Origin of the sequence: Klebsiella sp. K4, from assembly GCF_014596785.2 — a bacterium.
GTDB lineage: Bacteria > Pseudomonadota > Gammaproteobacteria > Enterobacterales > Enterobacteriaceae > Klebsiella > Klebsiella pneumoniae.
Genome location: NZ_CP115021.1, coordinates 3600818 through 3627148 on the forward strand (window position 1 = coordinate 3600818; position 26331 = coordinate 3627148).

Here is a 26331-nt window from a genome sequence, read left to right on the forward strand (position 1 = left end):
AAGAGTATGAGGGGTGTGATACAGCAGACATTATGCCAGCAAATGACACACTTTTCACGGCCTGCGGTAAATTCCACCGCGGCGCTTGTGCTAAGGTCTTTGTCAGATGAGCCGGAAACCCGCGCTCAAACGGTTATTCTGTACGTATTTATAAGGAGTCCCATGACCAGCAGCCTATCGCGACACCCGGCTTTTTTATCCCTGCAGGGCGGCATCAATTTTCGCGACCTGGGCGGCCAGCTTGCCGCCGACGGACGCCGCGTCCGCAGCGGCAAGCTATTGCGATCCGGCGCGCTAAACCGGTTAACGGCGGAGGATCTCAACCACCTCGATACTTTGCCGCTCAGCCGGGTGCTCGACTATCGCGACCCCGGAGAGGTAGCCCGTACTCCGGACAAGCTTAGCCCGCTTACCCATTATCTTAACGCGCCGGCCAATCCGCCGGTGAGCGAGGTTAATGCGAAGGTCACCGAGCTGAATGCCGCCACCCTTAACGCGCTGAACGGCGAGCAGTTTATGCTGCAACTCTACCGCCAGCTGCCGTTTAACAACCCGGCCTATCGCCAGCTCGCCGCGTGGCTGACCACGCCTTTTGAAGGCGCTTTACTGCAACACTGCGCGGTCGGCAAAGATCGCACCGGCGTCGGCTGCGCGTTAACGCTGTTCGCCGTCGGCTGCGACAGCGAAACGGTGATGGAGGAGTATCTCCTTACCCACGGCATGCTGACGCAGGTGGAGGCCTGGATGTTGGAGCTGCTCGGCAACGACCTCACTGCCCAAGGGCGCCAAAGCCTGGCGGATATTCTGACGGTAAAAGAGTCCTATCTCGCCGCCGCGCTGTCGGCTATTCACCAGCGCTATGGCACCGTCGACGCCTGGCTGGCGGCAGAGTACCAGCTTACCGCGCCGGTTCGCGCCGCGCTGCAGGCCCGGCTGCTGGAAGAGTAACCGCCCGTTACCCGCGCGGCGAGCGATGCTTCGGCCGCCTGCCGGACCGCGGCAGCCGAGGCGACAGGGAAAAAAATGTGATTTCGTACACATCTGATTTACCTGTTCAGCGGAATGCACATATAATGCGCTCCCATCTACTGTCTCAATCATTAACAAAGGCCTGTGTGGCGTTGATTTCGCACACGACATTAAAGACTATGAAATTATCTACACTCTTAGCGGCAGCCTTCGCCATCGTAGGCTTTTGCAATACAGCGTCTGCTGTCACCTATCCTTTGCCAACCGATGGCAGCCGTTTGGTTGGTCAGAATCAGGTCATTACCATTCCGGATGATAACAAACAGCCGCTGGAATACTTCGCGGCGAAATATCAGATGGGGCTTTCCAACATGCTGGAAGCCAACCCGGGGGTGGATACTTACCTGCCGAAGGGCGGTAGCGTCCTGAACATCCCTCAGCAGCTGATTCTGCCGGATACCGTGCATGAAGGGATCATTATCAACAGCGCGGAAATGCGTCTGTACTACTACCCGAAAGGCACCAATACCGTGATCGTTCTGCCGATCGGCATCGGCCAGTTAGGTAAAGATACGCCGATCAACTGGACCACCAAAGTCGAACGCAAGAAGGCCGGCCCGACCTGGACACCGACCGCCAAAATGCATGCTGAATACGCCGCCGCCGGCAACCCGCTGCCCGCCGTCGTACCGGCCGGTCCGGATAACCCGATGGGGCTGTACGCGCTGTATATCGGCCGTCTGTACGCCATCCACGGCACCAACGCTAACTTCGGTATCGGCCTGCGCGTGAGCCACGGCTGCGTGCGTCTGCGTAACGATGACATCAAATTCCTGTTTGAGAACGTGCCGGTCGGCACCCGCGTACAGTTTATCGATGAGCCGGTAAAAGCGACCACCGAGCCGGACGGCAGCCGTTACATCGAGGTGCACAACCCGCTGTCGACCACCGAAGCGCAGTTCCAGGGCGGCGAGATCGTGCCGATCACCCTGACTCAGCCGGTACAGGCAGTTACCAGCCAGTCTGATGTCGATCAGAACGTGGTTGAGCAGGCTATCCAGAACCGCTCCGGTATGCCGGTGCGTCTGAACTAAGTTGTGCATGACAAGAAAAACGGCGGGCCTGATGCCCGCCGTTTTTTTATCGGCATTTTCCCTCGAGGCGGCTAACGCTCGCCCGGGCTACCAAACCCTACCACGCCGTAACCCCGCTATGCGCAGCCGCCAGCAGGAGCCCCGGCCTAGCCGTTATTCACCAGAATAATCCCGCCGTGATCGTAGCGATAATGGCAGTGGGCGTACTCCAGCGGCGTGCCATCCTCCAGATAGATAACCTGCTCCACCTCCAGCACCGGATCGGTCGGTTCGCAGTGAAGATGCTGTTTATCCAGTTCCCCGGGCTTCATCGCCCGCACCACGCGGTAAGATCCCATCAGCTTCAGCCCCAGCGTCTCCTGCACATAGCGAAACACGGAACCTTCCAGATGGCTTTTGGTTAACCCCGGCACCAGCCCCACCGGCATGACCGTCAGATCCAGCGATACCGGCTCGCCGTTGAGCAGCCGCAGGCGAACAAAGTCATACACCGGGGCATCGGCGTCGATAAGCAGCGAACTTTGCTCCTTGTCGCTGGGAAAGCGCACCGCAAAGCGCACCACTTCGCTTTGCACCTCGCCAAGATGCTCCCAGGTTTTGGTGGCGCCGAAATAGTCGCTGCCGGGCAGCTCCCACTGCGACAGCTGAAGGAAATTTTTCCGCACAAAGGTGCCCTGCCCTTTTCGGGTATAGATCAGCCCTTCGACGATTAACTGGCGCATCGCCTGCTGGATGGTCATCCGGCTGGTGCTGAACTCCGCCGCCAGCGCAAACTGGTCGGGTAGCGGCGCGCTGGCAGGATACTGCTGGCTGATGATGCGTTTTTTTATTTCCCGCGCGATTTGCAGATACTTCGCCGTCATTTCCCGGTCCTTATCCATTCAGTGAGTGGCTGGCAGGCTGGATACACCATCTGACCGCCAGGGCAGCGTTACATCGCTTCGCCGTTGCTGCGGAACACCTGCTTCAGCCATGCATAGCTCTTCTTCGGCACCCGCCGCAGGTCCTTGAGGTCATGGTTTTCGCGATTGACGTACACCACGCCGTAGCGCTTACGCATATCGCCCTGTGAGCTCAGGATATCGATTAATCCCCAGCCGAGATAGCCGATCACCTGCGCCCCATCCTCAAAGATGGCCGCTTTCATGGCGTTGATATGGTCGCGATGGTAAGCGATGCGGTAATCGTCGGCAATGGGATGTTCGCCGTCCCAGGACTCAATCACCCCGATGCCGTTTTCAATCGGGAACACCGGCAGGCGCCAGTCGTTATAGTAACGAGTGATGATCGTCCGGAAGCCCAGCGGATCAATCTGCCAGTTCCATTCCGTCGCTTTCAGGAACGGGTTATCCTGGTTGCCAAACAGCATATAGTTGTTGACCGCCGTTCCCGGCGGGATCGCGTCGCTGTTCAATGTGCGGCTGGCGTAATAGCTGAACGCCAGATAATCGACCTTCACCGTCGCCATCAGGGCGAGATCCTCCGGACGATAGATATCATCGAACCCTTCCGCGGCGACAAAATGCATCACCTCCGGACTATAACCCTCACCCGCGTAGGCGCGCAGCAGGTTCTGGTTTAAGAACTCATCCAGCTGCTGGGCGCAGAGGATATCGCGTGGTTTGCAGGTAGCCGGATAGACCAGAGCGTGAGCCAGCATTCCGCCCATCAGACACTGCGGCTTCGTCTGGTGCAGATAGTGAGTCAGATGGACGTGCGCCATCATCACATGATGCTGGATCAGATACAGTTCGCGCAGGGTCTTCTCCCCCTGCAGATAGCCGGAAATCAGAAACGCTTCCGGCGAATGGTACAGATTCTGCTCATTAAAGGTGAGCCAGTATTTCACCTTGTCGCCATAGCAGGCGATCATCTTCTGGCCGTAGCGGATAAAAGCGTCCATCACCCGGCGGTCGGTAAAACCGTTGTAGCGCTCCGCCAGCGACAGCGGCATATCGAAGTGGTACAGGCAGATCATCGGCTCAATGCCGCGGGCGATCAGTTCATCTATAAATTGATGGTAGAAGGCGATCCCCTGTTCATTGAATTCGCCATCTCCGTCAGGGCACACCCGGCTCCAGGCGATCTGAAAACGGTAGCAGTTCATGCCCAGATCCTGCATCAAATCGAAATCTTCCCGATAACGATGATAAGAGTCGGTCGCCACCTTCCAGTCGGAGGCGAACTCCGCCGGTTGACGGATATCATACACCGACATCCCCTTGCCACCCTCGTTCCACGCCCCCTCCGTCTGCATGCTGGAGACGGAGTTTCCCCATAAAAAATCTGCCGGTAGTCTGTTCTTCATGCTGCGCCTCGGTATATGACTAGTCATTTAAACGTAATGACTAGTCATATACCGGAAAGTGAAAAGGTAAGCAAAGGCCGGGATCGGTTTCTGTGAGCCGGACAAAAAAAGATCGCCCCGAAAGGCGATCCTGGCGATCGAAGTGAATGATGGCGCGATTCTGTTGAGATCAGGCGCTGAGTTTGAAGAGCCAGTAGCCGCTGAGTGCCGCCCATAGCAGCATTGGAATGGAGTAGAGATGGAAGCGCCACCAGATGCGCCGATCGCTGGCCATACGCAGGGCGATAATATTGGCCAGCGAGCCCGGCAGCAGGCCAAAGCCGCCCACGTTAACCGCCCAGGCGAGCAGTATTGACGGCGGGACATAGTTGAGCAACAGAATAGTCGAGGGCACATTACTGATCACCTGCGACAGGCCAATAGCGGTCAGCCACAGTCCACCGCCGGAGAGGGTCCCCACCCCGCTCAGCACCTGGTGCAGCGCCGGAAGCTGGGTCAGCAGATGGACGTCAATAAACATCACCATAAACACCAGCAACAGCGACCAGTCGACATGGACGATCACCGCCCGGGCCAGCACCAGGAAGCCCAGCAGCACCAGCGCCAGCCCCCACAGGGCCTGATTCATCTCCAGCGCCGTCAGAAACACCACATACAGTCCCAGACAGCTCCAGACGAGCTTGGGTTGCCATGACGGCGCCCTGTCGCTGCTCTGGTAACTGAGCCGCTTCGCCGGAAAACAGAACCAGCACAGCGCCAGCAGGGTCAGCATCATCGCCGCTGCCAGAGGCAGCATCTGACCGATAAACCCGAAGAAAGAGAGGCCGGATCGTCCCCACAGCAAAATATTCTGCGGGTTGCCGATCGGCGTCAGCAGCGAACCGGCGTTCACCGCCAACGCTTCGAAAATAATCAGCCGGTTCACCGGGATGGCGCACCATTTTTTTAGCGTCAGCGTCAACGGCACCACAATAAACAGCGCAACGTCGTTGGTAAGAAAGGTAGACAACAGCGCCGCCGCCAGCACCATAAAGATGGCCAGCTGGCGCTCAGTCACAAAGCGGCGGGCCATTTTTCGGCCCAGCACGTCAAAATAGCCGCTCAGTTCGATCCCCTTAGTCAACAACATCAGGCCGCTAAGCGTGACGATGGTATGCCAGTCAATGGCCGCCGGCCAGCTTGCCGGGACAAACGGCACGATGGCGCTGAGCACGCAGGCGATAATCAGCAGCAAATGGAGAAAACGATCGCGCAGCAGCGACTGGACGAAGGGAAGAGTCATGCTTCCTGAGATCCCTGTGTTTGGGTAAATTTCAGGAACATCGCCAGCGTCTCTTCGCTCACGTGATGCTCCATCCCTTCCGCATCACGTCGGGCAATCTCCGCGCTGACGCCGATCGCCAGCAGGAAGTTCTCCACGATTTGATGGCGCTCGCGGCTCTCCTGGGCTAGCTTCTCACCTTCCGGGGTTAAGAAGATCCCGCGCCAGGGGATCTGTTCAATAAGACCGACGCTGGCCAGGCGTTTAAGCATTTTAGCGACCGTAGGTTGCGAAACGCCAAGACGCGCGGCCATATCCACCTGGCGCGCCTCGCCCACTTCGTTGATCAGATCGGAGATCAGCTCCACATAGTCATCGATCAGCTCGCGGCGATGCGCTTCCCGCACCTGGCGAAACCCTTCCACGTGCTCTTCAACATTCACTAACTGCGTCACTTTTTTTGTTATTGGCTTACCTGCGCGACGGTTCATTGTGCTTCCTCATTCGTGTGACGCGTCAAGCATCGTATAAAAAGATCCACATTGTAATGGATTGCGCCAAGAGCACAAAAAATTAACGTTTTAGCCATAGCTATAAAATATAGCCTGTGCTATATCTGTATATAATGCAAACATCCATCAGGGAATGACGGAGCGAACTGGCAGGAGGAGAGCAGATGAATGAATTCAAGAGGTGCATAAACGTGTTTAGCCATTCACCCTTTAAAGTACGATTAATGCTGATCGGTATGCTGTGCGAGATGATCAACGGTAAACCGCAGCAGGGTAAACCCAATTCCTAAGGCGGCGTCGCGGTACGCCGCTTCATTTTTCTGTCATTTTCTGCCGGTAAAATGACCGGTTCCCCCCGTTTCCCTGACCTTTTTTCAAGTTTTGTAAGCGCCCTCGCAAAACAATCTGTTATGTCTGGTTGACCTTACCATTTACAAGCCCTATCTTTGCACAGCCCTGCCACATTCGCGGCTCGCAGAGACCCTCTTCACGCACTGTCCAGCAGGTTTTACCCCTTGACGCCAGGGGATGCGCATGGCCTCTTTTTGATTGTTTACTATGAATGTCACCACCCTGAAAGATACGCTGGTCGCCCGCCGACTGGCACTGAACCCATGGACGGGATTCTACTTTTTACAGTCGCTGTTAATTAACCTGGCGCTGGGCTATGAATTTAGCCTGCTTTATACCGTGGCATTTACCTGTGTGTTACATCTGCTGTGGCGCGCCTTTCCGCGCGTCCAGAAAGCGGTGGTCGGCGCCTATTCCCTGCTGGCGGCTCTGTACTATCCCTTTGGCCAGGCCTACGGTGCCCCCAACTTCAACACTCTGCTGGCGCTGCACGCCACCAACGTGGAAGAGTCTACGGAAATCCTGACCATCTTCCCGTGGTACAACTATCTGCTGGCGGTCTTCATCTTCGCTCTCGGGGTCATTGCGGTTCGCCGTAGGATCGTTGAGCCATCACGCTGGGGAAAAATGGATACGCTGGGCCTGTTGTTCAGCATCGGGATCTTCTTTCTCCAGCCGGTGCAAAACCTTGCCTGGGGCGGTGTATTCAAGGTGATTGACACCGGTTATCCGGCCTTTCGTTTTGTCAAAGACGTGGTGGTGAATAACAACGAGGTGCTGGACGAACAGGCCCGGATGGCGCAGCTGGCTGGCATGAAAGACAGCTGGCACGTGTTGGCGGTAAAGCCAAAATACCATCTCTATGTGGTGGTGATCGGTGAAAGCGCGCGCCGCGATGCCCTCGGCGCTTTCGGTGGCCATTGGGACAACACGCCGTTTGCCAGCTCGGTAAACGGTTATCTGTTTAACAACTACATCGCCGCCAGCGGCTCAACGCAGAAATCGCTCGGCCTGACGCTTAACCGGGTGGTCGATGGCAAACCACAGTATCAGGATAACTTTGTCACCCTCGCCAACCGCGCCGGTTTCCAGACCTGGTGGTTCTCCAACCAGGGGCAAATTGGCGAGTACGACACCGCTATCGCCAGCATCGCCAAACGGGCGGATGAAGTACAGTTCCTGAAAAACGGCGATTTCGAAGCCAATAAAAACACCCAGGACGAGCAGTTGCTGAAGCTGACCGAGCAGGTGCTCTCAACCCAGCGTACCCAGCCGCAGCTGATTGTCCTGCACCTGATGGGCTCTCACCCACAGGCCTGCGATCGGACCAAGGGCAAATACACGGTTTTCGTTCAGTCGAAAGAGACCTCATGCTACCTCTACAGCATGACGCAGACCGATTCGCTGCTGGCTAAGCTTTATCATCAGTTGCAAAATTCCGGTGACACTTTTTCCCTGACCTATTTTTCCGATCATGGTCTGGCGTTCAAGGAGCGGGGCAAAGAGGTGCAGTATCTGGCGCATGACGATAAGTTCCAGCAGAACTTCCAGGTGCCGTTTATGGTGCTATCCAGCGATGACAAAGCGCATAAAGTGATTAAGGCGCAGCGTTCGGCGAATGATTTCCTCAGTTTCTTCTCCCAGTGGACCGGGATCCAGGCGGCGGAAATCACCCCACGCTATCGGTTTATCTCTGAGCAAAAGGCCGGTCCGGTGTACATCACCAACTTCCAGCTGCAGAAGGTGGACTACGCTCACCTCGGTACCGATGAGTTCACAGTCAATTAATCGCGCCGGCCCGGCCAGTCGCCCGGGCCGGCCGTCAGCAGGCAAAAAAAATCCGCCCCGAGAGGCGGATTTTTCATATCACCGGAGTGATTAGAAGCGGTAACCCACGCCAGCAATCCAGGTGCCGACGTCAACGTTACGAATACGAGACTGCTCGTAGGAGAAGTCCAGAGCAACGTTTTCGATCGGGTTGAACTGCAGACCAGCACCGTAGGAGAAACCGTAGTCGCTCATATCGGATTTATGAGGGTAGTTGTTGTTCTGGAATTTACCGTAACCAACACCCACTACGCCGTAGATGCTTGCCCAGTCGTTCAGACGGTAAGCCGGACCAGCGGTGATGCCGTAGTACTGACCTTTGTTGTAAGTACCGTTGCTGTTGTTATCCTTCTCGGTGTAGGTGAAGGAACCGATAACGCCCAGCGGGTTGTTATCTTGCTCGTAACGGTATTTCAGGTTGAAACCGCCAGCTTTGTTCGCTTTACCCTGCATGTCGCTCTGCGCGTAACCGCCGGTTACGGTAGAAGTTGCAGCAAATGCAGTGGTACCTACGGATGCAGCCAGAACAACGGCCAGTGCTGAAAGACGTGCAATTTTATTCATAACCACCTCAAATGTGTTTCTAATAAGTCCTAAGCCTTAAATATATCAAAAACTTTTGGGAAACTCTTTGGAGTTTACATTGTCTAACATACTTTTTCATGTAACCAAAAGTTTCCATATTTCTGTAACAATATGGAAAACAACAATTTTTGGCGTTAACTTACATCTTAACGCTCATTAAGAAATTCGCAAGCATCCAGATTAATCCTAACCGCCTGGTGAATTTCTCAGCAGTTTTCGCCATTGTACTGTTTTTGCCCCTGTTTTTTTCAACATTAGCTCAACCGCCGGCAGGTAATTCCAGTACACTGGAACTTTTACCCCTTTTGACAAAACCTGACAGGAGAAAGGATGCCCGGTCCATCCAGAAAAGCGGCGGCATGGTTGCCGATACTGGTGATTTTAGTCGCCATGACCTCGATTCAAAGCGGCGCATCGCTTGCTAAATCGCTGTTCCCGGTGGTCGGCGCCCCGGGCGTCACCGCCCTGCGTCTGGCCCTGGGAACGCTGATTCTGGTGGTGGTGTTCAAGCCATGGCGGCTACGTTTCTCCCCGGCGCAGCGCGTGCCGCTGCTACTGTACGGCCTGGCGCTCGGGGCGATGAACTATCTCTTTTATTTATCCCTGCAGCGCATTCCGCTCGGCGTGGCGGTGGCCCTGGAGTTTACCGGCCCGCTGGCGGTGGCGCTGTTTGGTTCGCGCCGCCCGCTGGATTTTGTCTGGGTGGCGCTGGCGATCCTCGGACTATGGTATCTTCTGCCGCTGGGGCAGAACGTGGCGCAGGTCGATTTAACCGGCGCGCTGTTCGCCCTCGGCGCCGGGGCGTGCTGGGCGGTCTATATTCTGACCGGACAGCGTGCCGGTGAAGAGCATGGTCCAGCCACGGTAGCGATGGGGTCGCTCATCGCCTCGCTGGTGTTTGTGCCGTTAGGTATGGCGCAGGCCACCGATACGCTGTGGCAGTGGTCGCTGCTGCCGCTGGGTTTGGGGATCGCGATTCTCTCTACCGCGCTGCCCTACTCCCTCGAGATGATGGCCCTGACGCGCTTGCCGACGCGCACCTTCGGCACGCTGATGAGCCTTGAGCCAGCGTTAGCAGCCCTCTCCGGTATGATCTTCCTCGGTGAAACGCTGAAGCTCTCCCAGACTCTGGCGCTCGGCGCGATCATTATCGCCTCGATGGGCGCCACGCTGACTATGCAACGGCAGAGTAAAGTCGAGCAGGTCGATATCAATTAACATTCTGTTACGGCGCCGGCCCGAGAGAAATCCGGGCCGTTCAGCCAAATATAAACACCTGATATTTAAATATTTTTAAAATAACCACCCACTTTGCGCTATCGGAGTGATATAGCCTGCCGATGCCTCACTCTTGAAAACCCTTGCTATACTTATTTCCGAAGTCATTTGGGACAACGCTCCACATCATTCAGATCTGAAGTGTGATGAGCATCAATATCAAGAGGATATGAAACGATGAGTACCGCAAAACTGGTTAAATCAAAAGCGTCTAATCTGGTCTATACCCGCAACGATGTCGCTGACAGCGAAAAGAAAGCGACCATTGAGCTGTTGAATCGCCAGGTGATCCAGTTCATTGACCTGTCACTTATCACCAAGCAGGCACACTGGAATATGCGCGGTGCGAACTTTATCGCCGTGCACGAAATGCTGGATGGCTTCCGTACCGCGCTGACCGAACATCTGGACACCATGGCCGAGCGCGCGGTGCAGTTGGGCGGCGTCGCCCTGGGTACCACTCAGGTCATTAACAGCAAAACCCCGCTGCAGAGCTACCCGCTGGACATCCATCACGTTCAGGATCACCTGAAAGCCCTGGCTGACCGCTACGCGGTAGTGGCGAACGATGTGCGTAAGGCGATCGACGAAGCAAAAGACGAAGACACTGCAGATATCTTCACCGCGGCTTCCCGCGATCTGGATAAATTCCTGTGGTTCATTGAAGCCAACATCGAGTAAGGCTTTGCCGCCGGCCCAGCGCGGTCGGCGGCGCCTCAGCGTTTCTCCCTGCCCTATATTCCATCCTTTGCTTTTCATCCTCCACTGGCCTTGCACCGTTTCAGGGCACCAGATTGATGAAAATGCGCGCAAAAGTAAAAAGATTGTAATAATCACCTCACACAATCGTTACGTCGAGATTGTTTTCCCATCAGGGTTTGCGCTAAAAATGGGCTGGTAATTCAGCACCCTTATGACGCACCAAAATGACGCCCCATCATGGTGCAGTCACTGCCTGAAATGATCGATCTTGTGCAACGACTTACGCTTCGTTTGTTGAAAAACAACAGCTTGTAAAAGTGGCACGATTTTTTCATTAGGCTAGTCGTTCTCGCAGGGGATCGTCCCGTGGATATAAAAGGAAATGCTATGAAGTCTGTATTTAAAGTTTCACTGGCTGCACTGACCCTGGCTTTTGCGGTTTCTTCCCATGCCGCCAATAAGACCCTGGTTGTCGCCACCGATACGGCGTTCGTCCCGTTCGAATTTAAGCAAGGCGATAAGTATGTGGGTTTTGACGTTGACCTGTGGGCGGCTATCGCCAAAGAGCTGAAGCTCGACTACACCCTGAAGCCAATGGACTTCAGCGGCATTATCCCGGCGCTGCAAACCAAAAATATCGATCTGGCGCTGGCGGGGATCACCATTACCGACGAGCGTAAAAAAGCGATCGACTTCTCCGACGGCTACTACAAAAGCGGCCTGCTGGTGATGGTCAACGCCAATAATAACGACATCAAAGATGTCAAAGATCTGAACGGTAAAGTGGTCGCGGTGAAGAGCGGCACCGGCTCCGTTGACTACGCGAAAGCCAATATCAAAACCAAAGATCTGCGTCAGTTCCCGAACATCGATAACGCCTATATGGAGCTGGGAACCGGTCGCGCGGATGCCGTGCTGCACGATACGCCGAATATTCTGTACTTCATCAAAACCGCGGGCAACGGTAAGTTCAAAGCGGTAGGCGAATCACTGGAAGCGCAAAACTACGGTATCGCCTTCCCGAAAGGCAGCGACGAGCTGCGTGAGAAAGTGAACGGTGCGCTGAAAACGCTGCGCGACAATGGTACCTATAACGAAATTTATAAAAAATGGTTCGGCACTGAACCCAAATAATAAAAACGTACTTCGCCGGACCGAGGTCCGGCGACACCACAACGGTCTTCCGGCACAGGCTCGGCGGGAGACGGTATTTTGGCGGAGGCTTTCCTCTGCTCTCGACACGGTAACAGGAACGTATTATGCAGTTTGACTGGAGTGCCATCTGGCCTGCCATTCCGATTTTGCTGGAAGGCGCCAAAATGACGCTGTGGATTTCCGTCCTCGGCCTGGCCGGCGGTCTGATAATTGGTCTGGTGGCCGGTTTCGCCCGCTGCTTCGGCGGCTGGATCGCCAACCACATCGCGCTGGTCTTTATTGAAATCATTCGCGGCACCCCGATTGTGGTGCAGGTTATGTTCATCTACTTTGCGCTGCCGATGGCCTTTAGCGATCTGCGCATCGACCCCTTCTCCGCGGCGGTAGTGACCATCATGATAAACTCGGGCGCCTATATCGCGGAAATCACCCGCGGCGCGGTGCTCTCCATACATAAAGGCTTCCGCGAAGCGGGCCTGGCGCTTGGCCTGTCGCGTCGCGAAACCATTCGCCACGTGATCCTGCCGCTGGCGCTGCGCCGCATGCTGCCGCCGCTGGGCAACCAGTGGATCATCAGCATCAAGGATACCTCGCTGTTCATCGTCATCGGCGTCGCCGAACTGACCCGTCAGGGACAGGAGATCATCGCGGGCAACTTCCGCGCGCTGGAAATCTGGAGCGCCGTAGCCGTGATCTACCTGATTATCACCCTGGTCCTGAGCTTTATTCTGCGTCGTCTTGAAAGAAGGATGAAAATCCTGTGATTGAATTTAAAAACGTCTCCAAGCACTTTGGTCCGACCCAGGTGCTACACGATATCTCTCTGAAAATTAATCAGGGTGAAGTGGTGGTCATTATCGGCCCTTCCGGTTCCGGTAAATCAACGATGCTGCGCTGCATCAATAAGCTGGAAGAGATCACCAGCGGCGATCTGATTGTCGATGGTCTGAAGGTCAACGACCCGAAGGTGGACGAACGTCTGATTCGTCAGGAAGCCGGGATGGTTTTCCAGCAGTTTTATCTGTTCCCGCACCTCACGGCGCTGGAAAACGTGATGTTTGGCCCGCTGCGGGTACGCGGCGCCAGCAAGCAGGCGGCAGAGAAGCAGGCGAAAGAGCTGCTGGCGAAAGTCGGTCTGGCTGAGCGCGCGCATCACTATCCGTCCGAACTCTCCGGCGGCCAGCAACAGCGTGTGGCCATCGCCCGCGCGCTGGCGGTGAAGCCGAAGATGATGCTGTTTGATGAACCGACCTCCGCGCTCGACCCGGAGCTGCGCCATGAAGTGCTCAAGGTGATGCAGGACCTGGCGGAAGAGGGCATGACGATGGTGATTGTGACCCACGAAATCGGCTTTGCCGAAAAAGTGGCCTCGCGACTAATCTTTATCGACAAAGGACGAATTGCTGAAGACGGCAATCCCCAGGAGCTGGTGAAGAACCCGCCCAGCCCGCGCCTGCGTGAATTCCTGCAACACGTCGCCTGACCCACAACGGCTCTCTCCCCCACGATGAGAGCCGCTTTTCCAGAATCCTCTTCCCTCCCCTTCCGCCAGCGGCTTCTATACTTACCCGTTTACGTTGCAACGGAGGTGCCCATGCCGTGGATCCTGCTTTTGCTCGCTGCACTGTTTACTGCCCCGCTTTCCGCCGCCACCCTGCCCGGCGTGCCGACGGCTAACACTGATAAAAACAGCGCCAGCGAACCCGATGTGGAACAGAAAAGAGCGGCTTATGCCGCACTGGCCGATGTGCTGGCCAACGACTCCGCCCGTCAGGAGCTCATTGACCAGCTGCGTAAAGCAGCCGCCACGCCGCCGCCCGACAGCACCCCGACGCTGACGCCACCGGCGGTAAAAGAAGAGACCACGGTACTGGAGAACGTCACCCAGATAAGCCGGGAATATGGCGAACAGCTCTCATCACGCTTTTCCCAGCTGTGGCGCAATATCACCGGCTCACCGCATAAGCCCTTTAATCCGCAAACCTTTACCAGCGCGGCCTGGCATTTTTTACTGCTGGCCGGGCTGGTGTTTGCCTTCTGGTGGCTGGTACGCCTCGCGGCGCTGCCGCTGTATCGCAAAATGGGCGAATGGGGACGGCATAAAAACCGCGATCGCGGTAACTGGCTCCAGCTGCCCCTGACCATCGCCGGGGCGTTTATCATCGACCTGCTGCTGCTGGCGCTAACCCTGTTTGTCGGTCAGCTGCTAAGCGATCGCCTGAATGGGAATAACCCTACCATCGCCTTCCAGCAGAGCCTTTTCCTCAACGCCTTCGCGCTGATCGAGTTTTTTAAAGCTATTCTGCGGCTCATTTTCTGCCCGCGCATTCCTGCCCTGCGGCCCTTTAACCTCAGCGACGAGGCCGCGTCATACTGGAGCCTGCGCCTGAGCGCGCTCAGCAGCCTGATTGGTTACGGTCTGATCGTCGCGGTGCCGATTATTTCCAATCAGGTGAATGTTCAGGTTGGCGCGCTGGCTAACGTCATCATCATGCTGTGCATTACGCTGTGGGCGCTGTACCTGATTTTTCATAACAAAGCGGTGATTACTCAAGGGTTGATCCACCTGGCCGACCACTCACTCGCTTTCTTTAGCCTGTTTATCCGCGCCTTCGCGCTGGTCTGGCACTGGCTGGCCTGCGCCTACTTTGTGGTGCTTTTTTTCTTTTCCCTGTTCGACCCGGGCAACAGCCTGAAATTCATGATGGGCGCCACCCTGCAAAGCCTGGCGATTATCGGCGGCGCGGCGCTGGTGTCTGGCATCCTGTCGCGCTGGATAGCCAAAACCATCACCCTGTCGCCCGCCACTCAGCGCAACTACCCTGAACTGCAAAAGCGGCTAAATGGCTGGATCTCCGCCTCGCTGAAGGCGGCGCGCATTCTCACCGTCTGTGTCGCCATCATGCTGCTGTTGAGCGCCTGGGGCCTGTTTGACTTCCGGGAATGGCTGCACAACGATGCCGGGCAAAAAACGGTGGATGTGCTGATCCGCATCGCCCTGATCCTCTTCTTCTCCGCCATTGGCTGGACGGTTCTGGCCAGCCTGATTGAAAACCGGCTGGCATCGGATATTCATGGCCGTCCGCTGCCCAGCGCGCGGGCCCGGACGCTGCTGACGCTGTTTCGCAACGCGCTGGCGGTGGTGATCAGCACCATCACGGTGATGATCCTGCTCTCGGAAATTGGGGTAAACATTGCGCCGCTGCTGGCGGGCGCCGGGGCGTTAGGGCTGGCCATTTCGTTTGGTGCGCAAACCCTGGTCAAAGACATTATCACTGGCATATTTATCCAGTTTGAGAACGGGATGAACACCGGCGACCTGGTCACCATCGGTCCTTTGACCGGCACCGTGGAACGAATGTCGATTCGCTCCGTGGGGGTACGTCAGGATACCGGCGCCTATCACATAATTCCCTGGTCCTCGATCACCACCTTTGCCAACTTCGTGCGCGGCATTGGCTCGGTTGTGGCTAACTATGACGTTGACCGCCATGAGGATCTGGATAAAGCCAGCCAGGCGCTGAAGGCGGCGGTGGACGATCTGCTAGCCCAGGAGGAGATCCGCGGTCTGATCATTGGCGAACCGTCGTTCGCCGGGCTGGTGGGGCTGAGCAATACCGCCTTTACGCTACGCGTCAGCTTCACCACCCTGCCGCTGAAGCAGTGGACGGTGCGTTTTGCCCTCGACACTCAGGTGAAAAAGCACTTCGATCGCGCCGGGGTTCGCGCGCCGGTACAGACCTGGCAGCAGCTGCCGATGCCGGGCGCCGACAGCCCGGCCGCCGAGTAGCGTTAGAATGGACGACGGCGTTTGGCGTCGTCCATAAAGCTCCAGGCGATAAAGCGACTTTGCTTTTGCCCCTGGGCCATCTCCTTTTTCACCACTTTCACTGCGCCGACCTCGGTCAGCAGGCGGTAGAGCGGCGGCAGATTATCGCCGCGCGACACCAGCGAGGTAAACCATTTCACCTGGCGGGCGAAGGCCTGGCTTTCGCGGATCATCTGCGAGATAAAGGCTACTTCGCCCCCTTCGCACCACAGCTCCTGCTGTTGACCGCCAAAATTGAGGCCACTTTCGGCGCCGAGTCCGAGGTTGCGGCGCTTGCGCTCGCCCCCCGCCCGGGCGCTCTCTGCGGAGTCATGGAACGGCGGATTACACAGCGTGGCGTCGTAGGTCTCGTTTTTATGGATCACGCCGTGAAAGATAGCCTGGCTCTCTTTTTGCCGGCGCAGGCGGATCTGCCGGGTCAAGCCCGGGTTGCCATTGATAATCGCCTGCGCGCTGGCGAACGCCTGCGGGTTGATTTCACTGCCGGTAAAGCGCCAGCCATACTCGTGAGCGCCGATCAGGGGATAGATGAGGTTGGCGCCGGTGCCAATATCAAGGATCGTGGCATCCTTCGGCACCTCGCCGCTATCCCCGGCCAGCAGATCCGCCAGATGATGAATATAGTCGGCCCGCCCAGGCACCGGCGGACAGAGAAAGCCGTCAGGAATGTCCCAGTGTTTGACCGCGTAGAAATGCGCCAGCAGCGCTTTATTCAACGCCTTCACCGCCTGCGGATTGGCAAAATCAATGGTCTGCTCACCCAGCGGATTGAGCGTAATGTAGCCCTGCAGGTCAGGATGGGCCTGGCAGAGCGCGGGCAGGTCGTAGCGTTGATGGTGGCGGTTACGCGGGTGTAACCCCGGTTTCTGGGCTTTCATGACAATCTCCTTTGAACAGCCGCGTAAGATACCCGTTGACGGCGGCGCGGTAAATAAGGGAGTCTGGATATCTCCATTATCCGTGACAGGTGCAGCATGTACTTTTATCAACCTTCGCAGGGCCACGGCCTGCCGCATGACCCGCTGAACGCGATAATCGGGCCTCGCCCGATAGGCTGGATCGCCTCGCAGGACGCCGAGGGCCAGCGTAATCTGGCGCCATACAGCTTTTTTAACTGCTTTAACTATCGGCCGCCAATCATTGGTTTCGCCAGCAGCGGCTGGAAAGACAGCGTGCGAAATATCGTCGAAACAAAGGAGTTTGTCTGGAACCTGGCGACGCGACCGCTGGCCATGGCGATGAATGAAACGTCAGCCTCGATTCCGCACCATGAGGACGAATTCGTGCGCGCCGGCCTCACCGCCGCCGCCAGCCGCCTGGTCAGCGCTCCCCGGGTCGCGGAGAGTCCGGTGAACTTTGAGTGCCGTCTGTCGCAGTGTATTCAACTCACCACCGCCGACGGCAACCCTGTCGATACGTGGCTGGTGCTCGGTGAAGTGGTTGCCGTGCATATTGATGAATCACTGCTGGACAACGGTATCTATCAAACCGCCCGGGCCCAGCCGATCCTGCGCGCCGGTGGCCCGAGCGCCTATTACGGTATTGATGACAGCCTGCGCTTTGACATGATCCGCCCTGACGCCCGTTAAATAATCTACCGGCCAGAGTAGCGCTCCCCTGCGCCGGTAGCATGCAAAACGCACTGTTTTGCATTAAACATTCCCTGTCGCGCGGTCTGGAAAGACCTACACTTAAGCTATGTCCCATGCGGTTTATGAGGATATGCTGATGAAATTCGTCTCGCTGCTGTTCGCCGCGGCGCTCACCGCTCATGCCACCGCGGCCTCTCCCCTGCCACCGCCACCCGTACTGCCCTATGCCGGGCCGCTCCGCCCTGTCGGCACCGTCTCCGCCTTCGGTGCCAGCACCCTGGACGACCTGGCGGCCGCCCTCGCGGATAAGGCCCACCGTCATGGGGCGATAGCCTGGCGGATCAATGCCGCCAGCAGCGGTAACCGGCTGTACGGTTCAGCTATAATTTATCAATAACCTTTTACAGGAGGCAGACGATGGCATCAGGTTGGGCAGGCGACGGCGCCGTACAGGATCAGATCGACAGCACTATTGACGATGCGGTGGCTCGCGCCCGCCGCGAGCTTCCGCGCGGCGAAAGCAACAAATTTTGTGATGAATGCGGAGAGCCGATTCCGGAGGCCCGTCGACAGGCCATCCCAGGGGTCAGATACTGCGTGAAGTGCCAGCAGGAGAAAGATTTACATAACAATACATTTTCAGGATATAATCGTCGCGGATCCAAGGATAGCCAGCTACGCTGACTTTCCTTTACCGATTATGACAGCCTTTCGCATTATCTTTTCGCGCACATTTTTTGGCGGAAAAAGTTGCAATATGTGCCCTTAAGCGCGTCGGTCTTCCTCGCTACGCTTCGTGACGAAAAGAATGAGAAATAATTTATTAATAATCAGTAAATTATTAATCATTCAAAAAATTCGATGAAGACTGTGAATTTCCTTCGATTTTATCTCCCGCAGAAAAGCGTGATACTTATCATATCGACGGAACATCGTCCCCTGAACAGAACAACCTGCGAGAGATTAACTATGAAAAACATCAAATATGCTGCCGCTGCCATCGCTCTGACCGCTCTTTCCTTCGGCGCCTTTGCCGCCGAACCGGTTACCCCCGCTCAGGCTGAAAGCATGAATAAGATCGGCGTGGTGTCTGCGCAAGGCGCAACCACTTTAGATGGTCTGGAAGCAAAACTGGCTGCTAAAGCCGAAGCCGCTGGCGCGACCGGCTACAGCATTACTTCCGCTAACACCAACAACAAACTGAGCGGTACTGCGGTTATCTATAAATAATCGCTGCACCCATCTGTAAGCCACTGAATTAACCCTGAAAAGACCTTTAATACCCTTGCCTTGCCCGTCCGAGCCACCGGACGGGCTTTTTTTTATCCTGCAGATCCGATTACCAGCAGTCGTTGACGCGGCTGAGGCCCTGCTCCAGCGAGGTCACTTCCCCGCAGGCCAGCAGACAGCAGGCAAGCTGGATCTTCAACGAGTTGGGCACCGGTTCGACGCCAGCGACGCAGCGTTCAATCCAGCGCGCGGTGACCTCAGGGTCTTTCGAGGTCGGCAGGACCACCGCCTCCGCTGCCATCTCAGTCTGGCGTTCGTACAGCACCCGCACGCCCTGCTCATCAATCAGGCTGATCTGCGGACAGCGCTGCGGGTTGGCGTACACTTCGCCCTCGGTACCATGCATCAGCAGCGCGCGGCCACCGGTCTCGCGAAAGAAGTTCGCCACCCGGGGAGCATATTCCGGATGCGACACGCTGGAGAGACGCAATGCCTCCCCTTCGCCAAACGGCGTGGCCAGCTTGGCCAGGGTATGGGCGCTGTTGCGTACGCCCATCCGCCAGCGCATCGCCAGCTGTTTCTCCAGCGGCGGACAGAAGGCCCCCACCGGGATATACACCGGTTCATGGCCCTCCAGCTGCGCCTGAGCCTGTCCGGCGTGCAGGGTGGCCGGAATGTCCAGCAGGGTAAAAATGGTTTCGGTCAGCACCCGGGTGGGATCGTGACTGACGCCGTGAACCACCACCGGAAATCCCAGCTTGTGCAGGAGCATCGCCAGCAGCGGCGTGAGGTTCGCCTGCTTGCGCGCGCCGTTGTAGCTGGGGATAACGATCGGCATCGGCTTGCCGGCCGGCGGGGTCAGGCGCAGCGTATGCTGCTGCATCGCGGCGTAAAAACCTTTCATCTCCGCTTCGCCTTCGCCTTTAATGCGCAGGGCGATTAATATTCCCCCCAGCTCCAGCTCCGGCACCTCGCCGTTCAGCATCCGCGCGTAGAGCGCACGGGCGGTCTCTTCATCGAGATCGCGGGCATGATTCTTACCGCGACCCACCTCTTTTATAATTTTGCTGTACTCCATGGCTCCCCCTGGTGCATCACGCGCCGGCGTCAGCGACGTTTGCGGCCCGTCTGTTTTGCTGTCTGTTTTGCTTTCCGTTTTACTATAACCTCCGGAACGCCCGGCTGCTCTATGGGAAAAACAGGTAACGCGTTCAGTAGACGCGCGCCGTAGTTTTTGGTCAACAGACGCTTATCGTAAATCACCACCTCTCCCCAGCAGTTATGGCTACGGATCAAACGCCCCACCTGCTGAATAAGATTAAAGGAGGCGCTGGGCAAACTCTGTACCTCGAAGGGATAACGATTGAGGCTTTTCAGCCATTCGCCTTCGGTGATCACTACCGGGCTGTCGATGGGCGGAAAAGCGATTTTATGGATATGCACCTGGCTCAGCAGATCGCCTTTTAAATCGAGACCTTCGGCAAAGGACTGCAGACCCACCAGCACGCTGCGCTCGCCGCTTTCCACCCGTTTGCGATGCAGCTCCACCAGCCGGTAGCGCGGCTGGTCGCCCTGCACCAACAGCATCAGGCGCAGATCGGTCACATGCTCGAGGAAGCGGTTCATCGCCCGCCCGCTGGCAAACAGCACCAGCATCCCGAGATGTTTTTTGCTCTCCACCTGCTGGCGAAAATAGGCCGCCATCTCGGCAATGTGCTGCTCTTCGTTATCCATCAGCGGTTCATAACGCATTTGAGGAATAATAATTTTCCCCTGCTCCACGTGGTTGAACGGCGAATCCAGCGCCACGAAGCGGTCCCCCGCTTTCTCCTTCAGACCGCTCATCTCCTGCAGGCGCGAGAAGCTGTTTAGCGAGCGCAGCGTCGCTGACGTCACCACGATATGCGGCACGCTGCGCCACAGCAGCCGTTCAAGCTGATCGCTGACGCGGATCCCGACGCAGTGGAACCAGACGTGGATCTGGCCGTCGCGCACCACCCGCGTCGCCCATTTGGTTACCGGCGCGCCTGAGGACTGCGCCAGCGACGCCAGGCGCCACAGCTTGCTTTGGCTTTCAAACATGCCAAGGGCGCGGTTCATCTGCAGCAGCACCCGATGCAGGCGCACCACGTCATGGCTGCCGGTCTTTTCGCTGAGATCGTTCAGGAACAGCTCCGCCAGGCCGCGCAGCAACTCGGTGAGCTTCGCCAGCCGCTGGCAGATCTCCATCACCTCCTGCGGCAGTTCGCCCATCGGGAAGCGATGCTCCGCTTCCTGACCGGCGGGCATATAGAGATTGAGAATATTATTCAACGAAGCAATCAGCTCGAAAAGCTCTTCGCAATGAGCGGTGAGCCGCTCCGGATTGGCCAGCGGCGGCGTGGTTTTCGGACGAAACTGCTCCATGCAGGTGGCCACCAGCTTGCAGAACAGATCCAGCTGCAGGCGAAACCAGGGGGCGGTGATCTCGGCGCTCATCTCCAGCGCGTCGCGGGCGACGTCCGGCAGATGATGGCCTTCATCGAGGACCAGCAGCAGGTTTTTCGGTTCCGGCAGCACCGCTTCGCTCTCCATCGCCGCCATCACCAGCGCATGGTTGGCCACCACCACTTCCGCCTCCTGAATTTCCCGCCGCGCCACAAAGAACGGGCACTCGCGATAGTAGTGGCAGTTGCGGTTCAGGCAGCTGGCCTTATCGGTGCTCAGCCGGCTCCATAGCCCATCGTCGATGGCTTTGTCGGTATGGTCGCGCAGGCCGTCCCAGCGGTAGCTGTCGAGATCCTGCTTCAGGGTCGCGCACAGCTTCTGCTCCGCCTGATTATTCGGGGTGAGATCGTCATCGAGAAAGGCCAGCAGATCCTGCTGCGACGGCTCGGTGCTGGCCAGCGCCGTCAGGTTGCGCGGACAGACGTAGCGTCCGCGGCCAAAGGCGGCGGTGAAGCGCAGGTCGGGAATGATTTTACGCAGCAGCGGCAGGTCCTTACTGTAGATTTGATCCTGCAGGGCGACGTTGGCGGTGCTGACCACCAGCGTTTTTTGTTCCTCGCGGGCGATGGCGATGCCCGGGATCAGATATGACAGCGTTTTGCCGACACCGGTCGGCGCTTCGATAGCCAGATGCCTGCCCTCTTCCCCGGCAAGGGTTTTCGCCACATCGGCGATCATCTGCCGCTGCGGGGGACGCGGAATAAAGTCCGGGATCTGTTCCTGAAGCGCCTTATACCAGGCGGCGATTTGCGCTTTCAGCGCAGCGGTCAAAGCCATGAGAAAACCTGAATACTGTATAAACAGCCACTATTGTGCCATTTTTGCCCGCCCGGAGGTATTGCTTTCTGCGGAGTGTGGAAGCCTGCTCGACAAATAGTGTAATGGAAAGAAAAAGGCCCGCCGCCGCGTAGCGGACAGACGGGCCTGAGCCGGGGCGCGTTATCGCGGCCCGGACATCAGCGTGTTATTCGCCAGCCGGTTTACGCGGGCGACGGCGGCGCGGCGGTTTGCCGTCCTGAGTGCGCGCTTTCGGCGCCTCGCCGTCCTGACGGCGCGGGGCATTATTCTGGCTGCGCGGCTGTCCGCTGCGTCCCTGACCCTGGCCGCCGCGCCCCTGACCTTGCCCACGACCGCCGCCGCGCTGCTGGCGACCGTTCTGGATAGGTTCGGCTTTAATGGACGGATCCGGCTCATAGCCGGCAATCGCGATGCGCGGGATCTCTTTTTTCAGCAGGCGCTCGATATCGCGCAGCAGCTTATGCTCATCCACGCACACCAGCGATAAGGCTTCGCCGGTGGCCGCCGCGCGACCGGTACGGCCGATACGGTGGACGTAATCTTCCGGTACGTTCGGCAGCTCGTAGTTCACCACGTGCGGCAGCTCTTCGATATCCAGACCGCGGGCGGCGATATCGGTCGCCACCAGCACGCGAATGCCGCCGGATTTAAAGTCGGCCAGCGCGCGGGTACGCGCTCCCTGGCTCTTGTTGCCATGGATCGCCGCGCTGCGGATGCCGTCTTTGTTGAGCTGTTCCGCGAGGTGGTTGGCGCCATGCTTGGTACGGGTAAACACCAGCACCTGCTGCCAGTTGCCTTCGCCGATAAGCTGCGACAGCAGTTCACGCTTGCGGTTCTTGTCAACAAAATGGACGTGCTGGGTGATCTGCTCGGACGCGGTGTTACGACGCGCCACTTCCACTTCCAGCGGGTTGTGCAGCAGTTTCTCGGCCAGGCCCTTGATCTCGTCGGAGAAGGTCGCCGAGAACAGCAGGTTCTGTCGACGCGCCGGCAGTTTGGCCAGTACGCGACGGATGTCATGGATAAAGCCCATATCCAGCATACGGTCCGCTTCGTCCAGCACGAGGATTTCAACTTTATCAAGACTGACGGCGTTCTGATGTTCGAGGTCCAGCAGACGGCCCGGGGTGGCGACGAGGATGTCGACGCCGCCGCGCAGCTTCATCATCTGCGGGTTGATACTCACGCCGCCGAAGACCACCAGCGAGCGAATATTTAGGTATTTACTGTAATCGCGGACGTTCTCGCCCACCTGCGCCGCCAGCTCACGGGTCGGGGTCAGGATCAGCGCGCGCACCGGACGACGGCCCTTTGCGTGCGGCTCATTCTGGATCAGGCGCTGCAGCAGCGGCAGGGTAAAGCCCGCCGTTTTACCGGTGCCGGTCTGGGCGCTAGCCATCAGGTCACGGCCCTGCAGTACCGCCGGGATCGCCTGCTGCTGGATAGGGGTCGGCTCAACGTAGCCCTGCTCAGCGACAGCGCGCAGGATATCGGGATTCAGGCCAAGGGAATCAAAAGACATAACAACTCCGAACCGCCCCGGCCCGGTGAAGGGCGTAGTTTTCAGGGAGATTATTGCGATAAGAGATGGCAAAAACCACAATGCCATGAAGGGGCGCAGTCTAGCAGATTTTGTGACAGGCCGCATAAAATCTGCAAAAGAATGCCGCGCCTGGCTGGCGGGCATGAGAAGGCCGCCGAGCGCGCTCAGCGGCCAGTGGGTCATAGCAGTGCGGTTAACGCAGACGATACTTAATTTTTTCGACAATCTTCGCGGTGGAGATGCCGTAGCGATCGTGGAGGGTCGGCAGGGCGCCGGCTAACAGGAACGCGTCGGGCAGCCCCACGCTATCCAGCTCACAGCGTACGCCCTTACGCATCAGCAGCGCGGCCACCGCTTCCCCCAGGCCGCCGACCGCGGTGTGGTTCTCCGCAGTTACCACCAGGCGGCCCGGCTTCGACGCCTGTTCAATAATCGCTTTCTCATCCAGCGGTTTGATGGTCGGCACGTGCAGGACCGCCACGCCGATATTATCGGCCCGCAGCTTTTCAGCCGCCTCCAGCGCGCGCATGGTCATCAGCCCGGAGGAGATAATCAGCACATCGTTGCCGTCCTCCAGCAGCTTCGCCTTACCCAGTTCGAACTGATAGTCATATTTATCCAGCACCAGAGGCACCTTACCGCGCAGCAGACGCATATACACCGGCCCCTGGTGATCGGCAATGGCCGGTACCGCCTGCTCTATCTCCAGCGCATCGCAAGGATCGACGATAACCATCCCGGGGATACCGCGCATGATCGCCAGATCTTCGGTGGCCTGATGGCTGGGGCCATAGCCGGTCGTCAGGCCCGGCAGCGCCGCGCAGATCTTCACGTTCAGATGCTCTTCGGCGATGACCTGGTGAATAAAATCATAGGCGCGACGGGTTGCAAAGGCGGCATAGGTGGTGGCGAAAGGAATAAATCCCTCCTTCGCCATCCCCCCTGCCGCCGCCATCAGCAGCTGTTCGGCCATGCCCATCTGGAAAAAGCGATCCGGGAAGGCCTGGGCGAAAATATGCAGGTCGGTATATTTTGACAGGTCCGCGGTCATGCCGACGATGTCCGGGCGCTGCGCCGCCAGTTTTGACAGCGCGACGCCGAAGGGCGCAGGGACGGTCGCCTGGCCTTCATCAGCAATCGAGGCGATCATCGCCGACGTTTTTAAACGGGGTTGACTCTGGCTCATTACAGCACTCCTTCCGGTTTGTTAGCGTCCAGCACCGCGATCGCTTTTTGCCATTCGTCGGCATCGACGCGAATAAAATGGTTTTTATCGCGGGTTTCGAGGAACGGCACCCCTTTGCCCATCAGCGTGTCGCATAAAATGACCCGCGGCTGATTGCCGGAATAACTTTTCGCGTTGTCAAAGGCGGCCATCACCGCCGGCAGATCGTTACCGTCCACGCGCTGTACGTACCAGCCGAAGGCGGCCCATTTATCCTGCAGCGGCTCAAAGCCGAGGATTTTGCGTGAATCGCCGTCAGCCTGCTGTTTGTTGACATCGACAAGGTTAATCAGGTTGCTCAGGCCATAGTGAGCCGCCGACATCGCCGCCTCCCAGGTCGACCCTTCGTCCAGCTCCCCATCGGACATGGAGTTGTAGACCCAGGCCTTACTCTGTTTCTGCCGCAGCCCGAGCGCCATGCCGACGGCGATAGACAGCCCCTGCCCCAGCGAGCCGCCGGACATCTCCATCCCCGGGGTGTAGGTCGCCATGCCGGACATCGGCAGGCGGCTGTCGTCGGAGCCGTAGGTTTCCAGTTCGGCTTCCGGGATAATGTCCGCCTCCAGCAGCGCGGCATAATAAGCGATAGCGTAATGGCCATGAGAGAGCAGGAAGCGATCGCGCCCCTCCCACTCGGGATCTTCCGGGCGATAGGTCATGGCATGGCTGAAGGCGGTGGCGAGCACATCGGCATAGCCCAGCGCCTGGCCGATATAGCCCTGCCCCTGCACTTCCCCCATTTGCAGGGCGTAACGGCGAATACGCCACGCCGCCGCGGCGACTTTTTGTGATTCGGTCATCTTCATCTGTTTGCCTCGCTTAGTGAATTAACATGCCGCCGTTAACGTCCAGGGTGATGCCGGTGGAGTAGGAGGAAAGATCGCTGCCGAGGAACAGCGCGGCGCGCGCGATGTCTATCGCGTCGCCAAGGCGGTTCATCGGAATGCCGGCAAGAATGTTGGCCGTCATGTCATCAGTCAGCTTGCCGGCGGTAATGTCGGTCTGAATCAGCCCCGGGGTGATGCAGTTAACGCGGACGTTATCCGGGCCAAGCTCGCGCGCCATCGCCCGCGCCAGACCCAGCACCCCGGCTTTTGCCGCGCTGTAGTGCGGTCCGCCGAAAATACCGCCGCCGCGCTGGGCGGAGACGGACGAGATGCAGACGATGCTGCCGGATTTTTGCGCCCGCATGGTGGGGATAACCGCCTGCGACATCAGCAGCGTGCCGCGCAGGCTAACATCAAGCACCGCGTCATAGTTGGCGCGCTTGATATCCATCAGCTTCAGCGGCTGGGTAATCCCGGCGTTATTGACCAGTACATCAACCCGACCGTATTTCGCCAGGATCTGTTCGATGGCCGCCTGCACCTGCACTTCATCAGCGACGTTGGCTGCCAGGCCGAGATGGCCTTCGCCTAATGCCGCCGCGGCGGTTTTACTGGCTTCGCCATTGAGGTCGATAATGACCACTTTCGCGCCGTTTTCGGCGAATAATTTCGCAGTCGCGAAGCCCAAACCGCGTGCGGAGGCCGCGCCAGTAATAATGGCGACTTTATCTTTTAATAACATAGTTTCACTCCATGAC

Annotated in this window: 25 protein-coding genes and 1 pseudogene; 14 read left to right on the plus strand and 12 right to left on the minus strand. The window is 57.6% G+C overall.

Translation table 11 applies throughout. The features are described 5' to 3' along the window. The first annotated feature begins 32 nt into the window (after positions 1–32). Positions 33–948, plus strand: a pseudogene (locus IB144_RS17935) (tyrosine-protein phosphatase). Positions 949–1148: 200 nt separating this feature from the next. Beyond that, positions 1149–2063: a L,D-transpeptidase gene (ldtB, locus tag IB144_RS17940; protein WP_002895871.1), complete on the plus strand. Its 915-nt coding sequence runs from the start codon at positions 1149–1151 to the stop codon at positions 2061–2063. 146 nt (positions 2064–2209) lie between these two features. Here ldtB and IB144_RS17945 read toward each other — a convergent pair whose 3' ends face one another. The 4 genes from IB144_RS17945 to mntR all read right to left on the minus strand — a co-directional run bounded on the left by IB144_RS17945 (position 2210) and on the right by mntR (position 6123). Further along, entirely contained in the window at positions 2210–2926 is a 717-nt protein-coding gene (locus tag IB144_RS17945; RefSeq protein ID WP_004151705.1) for a GntR family transcriptional regulator, read from the minus strand. Positions 2927–2994: 68 nt separating this feature from the next. Continuing rightward, the gene (locus IB144_RS17950; protein ID WP_004176762.1) at positions 2995–4371 is read right to left on the minus strand and encodes a glycoside hydrolase family 1 protein; all 1377 of its coding nucleotides are present in this window, start codon (positions 4369–4371) and stop codon (positions 2995–2997) included. A 169-nt stretch (positions 4372–4540) separates the two neighbouring features. Then, positions 4541–5653, minus strand: a complete 1113-nt coding sequence (locus IB144_RS17955) for an anion transporter (protein ID WP_002895863.1) — start codon at positions 5651–5653, stop codon at positions 4541–4543. Beyond that, positions 5650–6123: a manganese-binding transcriptional regulator MntR gene (gene mntR / locus IB144_RS17960; protein ID WP_004183487.1), complete on the minus strand. Its 474-nt coding sequence runs from the start codon at positions 6121–6123 to the stop codon at positions 5650–5652. The genes IB144_RS17955 and mntR overlap by 4 nt, the downstream gene beginning before the upstream one ends. Positions 6124–6308: 185 nt before the next feature. On the opposite strand from mntR, the gene mntS reads away from it, so the two are divergent. Together mntS and IB144_RS17970 are read left to right on the plus strand one after the other, a co-directional pair. Then, entirely contained in the window at positions 6309–6434 is a 126-nt protein-coding gene (mntS, locus tag IB144_RS17965) for a manganase accumulation protein MntS (RefSeq protein ID WP_002895851.1), read from the plus strand. 268 nt (positions 6435–6702) lie between these two features. Continuing rightward, positions 6703–8283: a phosphoethanolamine transferase gene (locus tag IB144_RS17970; protein WP_002895847.1), complete on the plus strand. Its 1581-nt coding sequence runs from the start codon at positions 6703–6705 to the stop codon at positions 8281–8283. A gap of 90 nt (positions 8284–8373) precedes the next feature. On the opposite strand, the gene ompX is transcribed toward IB144_RS17970, so the two are convergent. Continuing rightward, positions 8374–8886, minus strand: coding sequence for an outer membrane protein OmpX (gene ompX, locus IB144_RS17975; RefSeq protein ID WP_002895845.1), 513 nt, complete (start codon positions 8884–8886; stop codon positions 8374–8376). 351 nt (positions 8887–9237) lie between these two features. On the opposite strand from ompX, the gene rhtA reads away from it, so the two are divergent. The 6 genes from rhtA (at position 9238) to ybiO (ending at position 15832) form a co-directional block, all read left to right on the plus strand. Then, positions 9238–10125, plus strand: coding sequence for a threonine/homoserine exporter RhtA (rhtA, locus tag IB144_RS17980; RefSeq protein ID WP_002895842.1), 888 nt, complete (start codon positions 9238–9240; stop codon positions 10123–10125). Between the two features lie 237 nt (positions 10126–10362). Next, entirely contained in the window at positions 10363–10866 is a 504-nt protein-coding gene (gene dps, locus IB144_RS17985) for a DNA starvation/stationary phase protection protein Dps (RefSeq protein WP_002895841.1), read from the plus strand. Positions 10867–11274: 408 nt separating this feature from the next. Next, a complete protein-coding gene (gene glnH / locus IB144_RS17990) occupies positions 11275–12021 on the plus strand; it encodes a glutamine ABC transporter substrate-binding protein GlnH (protein ID WP_002895839.1) in 747 nt (248 codons plus the stop codon). A gap of 125 nt (positions 12022–12146) precedes the next feature. Continuing rightward, positions 12147–12806: a glutamine ABC transporter permease GlnP gene (glnP, locus tag IB144_RS17995; RefSeq protein WP_002895837.1), complete on the plus strand. Its 660-nt coding sequence runs from the start codon at positions 12147–12149 to the stop codon at positions 12804–12806. Continuing rightward, positions 12803–13525, plus strand: a complete 723-nt coding sequence (gene glnQ / locus IB144_RS18000) for a glutamine ABC transporter ATP-binding protein GlnQ (protein WP_004142040.1) — start codon at positions 12803–12805, stop codon at positions 13523–13525. The genes glnP and glnQ overlap by 4 nt, the downstream gene beginning before the upstream one ends. 111 nt (positions 13526–13636) lie before the next feature. Further along, entirely contained in the window at positions 13637–15832 is a 2196-nt protein-coding gene (gene ybiO / locus IB144_RS18005) for a mechanosensitive channel protein (RefSeq protein WP_023312880.1), read from the plus strand. Positions 15833–15834: 2 nt separating this feature from the next. On the opposite strand, the gene rlmF is transcribed toward ybiO, so the two are convergent. Next, a complete protein-coding gene (rlmF, locus tag IB144_RS18010; protein WP_002895831.1) occupies positions 15835–16749 on the minus strand; it encodes a 23S rRNA (adenine(1618)-N(6))-methyltransferase RlmF in 915 nt (304 codons plus the stop codon). Between the two features lie 96 nt (positions 16750–16845). Here rlmF and IB144_RS18015 point away from each other — a divergent pair, with 96 nt between their 5' ends. The 4 genes from IB144_RS18015 to ybiJ all read left to right on the plus strand — a co-directional run bounded on the left by IB144_RS18015 (position 16846) and on the right by ybiJ (position 18693). After that, entirely contained in the window at positions 16846–17460 is a 615-nt protein-coding gene (locus IB144_RS18015; protein WP_002895828.1) for a flavin reductase family protein, read from the plus strand. Between the two features lie 139 nt (positions 17461–17599). After that, on the plus strand, positions 17600–17860 hold the full coding sequence (locus tag IB144_RS18020) for a YdgH/BhsA/McbA-like domain containing protein (RefSeq protein WP_004223802.1): 261 nt from the start codon (positions 17600–17602) through the stop codon (positions 17858–17860). 20 nt (positions 17861–17880) lie between these two features. Next, on the plus strand, positions 17881–18147 hold the full coding sequence (locus IB144_RS18025) for a DksA/TraR family C4-type zinc finger protein (RefSeq protein WP_002895824.1): 267 nt from the start codon (positions 17881–17883) through the stop codon (positions 18145–18147). Between the two features lie 285 nt (positions 18148–18432). Continuing rightward, on the plus strand, positions 18433–18693 hold the full coding sequence (ybiJ, locus tag IB144_RS18030) for a DUF1471 family protein YbiJ (RefSeq protein ID WP_004176772.1): 261 nt from the start codon (positions 18433–18435) through the stop codon (positions 18691–18693). 109 nt (positions 18694–18802) lie between these two features. On the opposite strand, the gene ybiB is transcribed toward ybiJ, so the two are convergent. From ybiB to IB144_RS18060, 6 genes are all read right to left on the minus strand, one after another. Continuing rightward, entirely contained in the window at positions 18803–19771 is a 969-nt protein-coding gene (ybiB, locus tag IB144_RS18035; RefSeq protein WP_032419160.1) for a DNA-binding protein YbiB, read from the minus strand. A gap of 29 nt (positions 19772–19800) precedes the next feature. Continuing rightward, on the minus strand, positions 19801–21957 hold the full coding sequence (gene dinG / locus IB144_RS18040) for an ATP-dependent DNA helicase DinG (RefSeq protein ID WP_004147693.1): 2157 nt from the start codon (positions 21955–21957) through the stop codon (positions 19801–19803). A 187-nt stretch (positions 21958–22144) separates the two neighbouring features. After that, positions 22145–23500: an ATP-dependent RNA helicase RhlE gene (rhlE, locus tag IB144_RS18045; RefSeq protein ID WP_004151702.1), complete on the minus strand. Its 1356-nt coding sequence runs from the start codon at positions 23498–23500 to the stop codon at positions 22145–22147. 214 nt (positions 23501–23714) lie between these two features. Continuing rightward, a complete protein-coding gene (locus IB144_RS18050; protein ID WP_004176778.1) occupies positions 23715–24707 on the minus strand; it encodes a transketolase family protein in 993 nt (330 codons plus the stop codon). Further along, positions 24707–25552 carry a transketolase gene (locus IB144_RS18055; RefSeq protein WP_149358933.1) on the minus strand — a complete coding sequence of 282 codons (846 nt, stop codon included), beginning with the start codon at positions 25550–25552 and terminating at the stop codon, positions 24707–24709. The genes IB144_RS18050 and IB144_RS18055 overlap by 1 nt, the downstream gene beginning before the upstream one ends. A 13-nt stretch (positions 25553–25565) precedes the next feature. Next, positions 25566–26315, minus strand: a complete 750-nt coding sequence (locus IB144_RS18060) for a glucose 1-dehydrogenase (protein WP_002895750.1) — start codon at positions 26313–26315, stop codon at positions 25566–25568. Positions 26316–26331 lie beyond the last annotated feature (16 nt).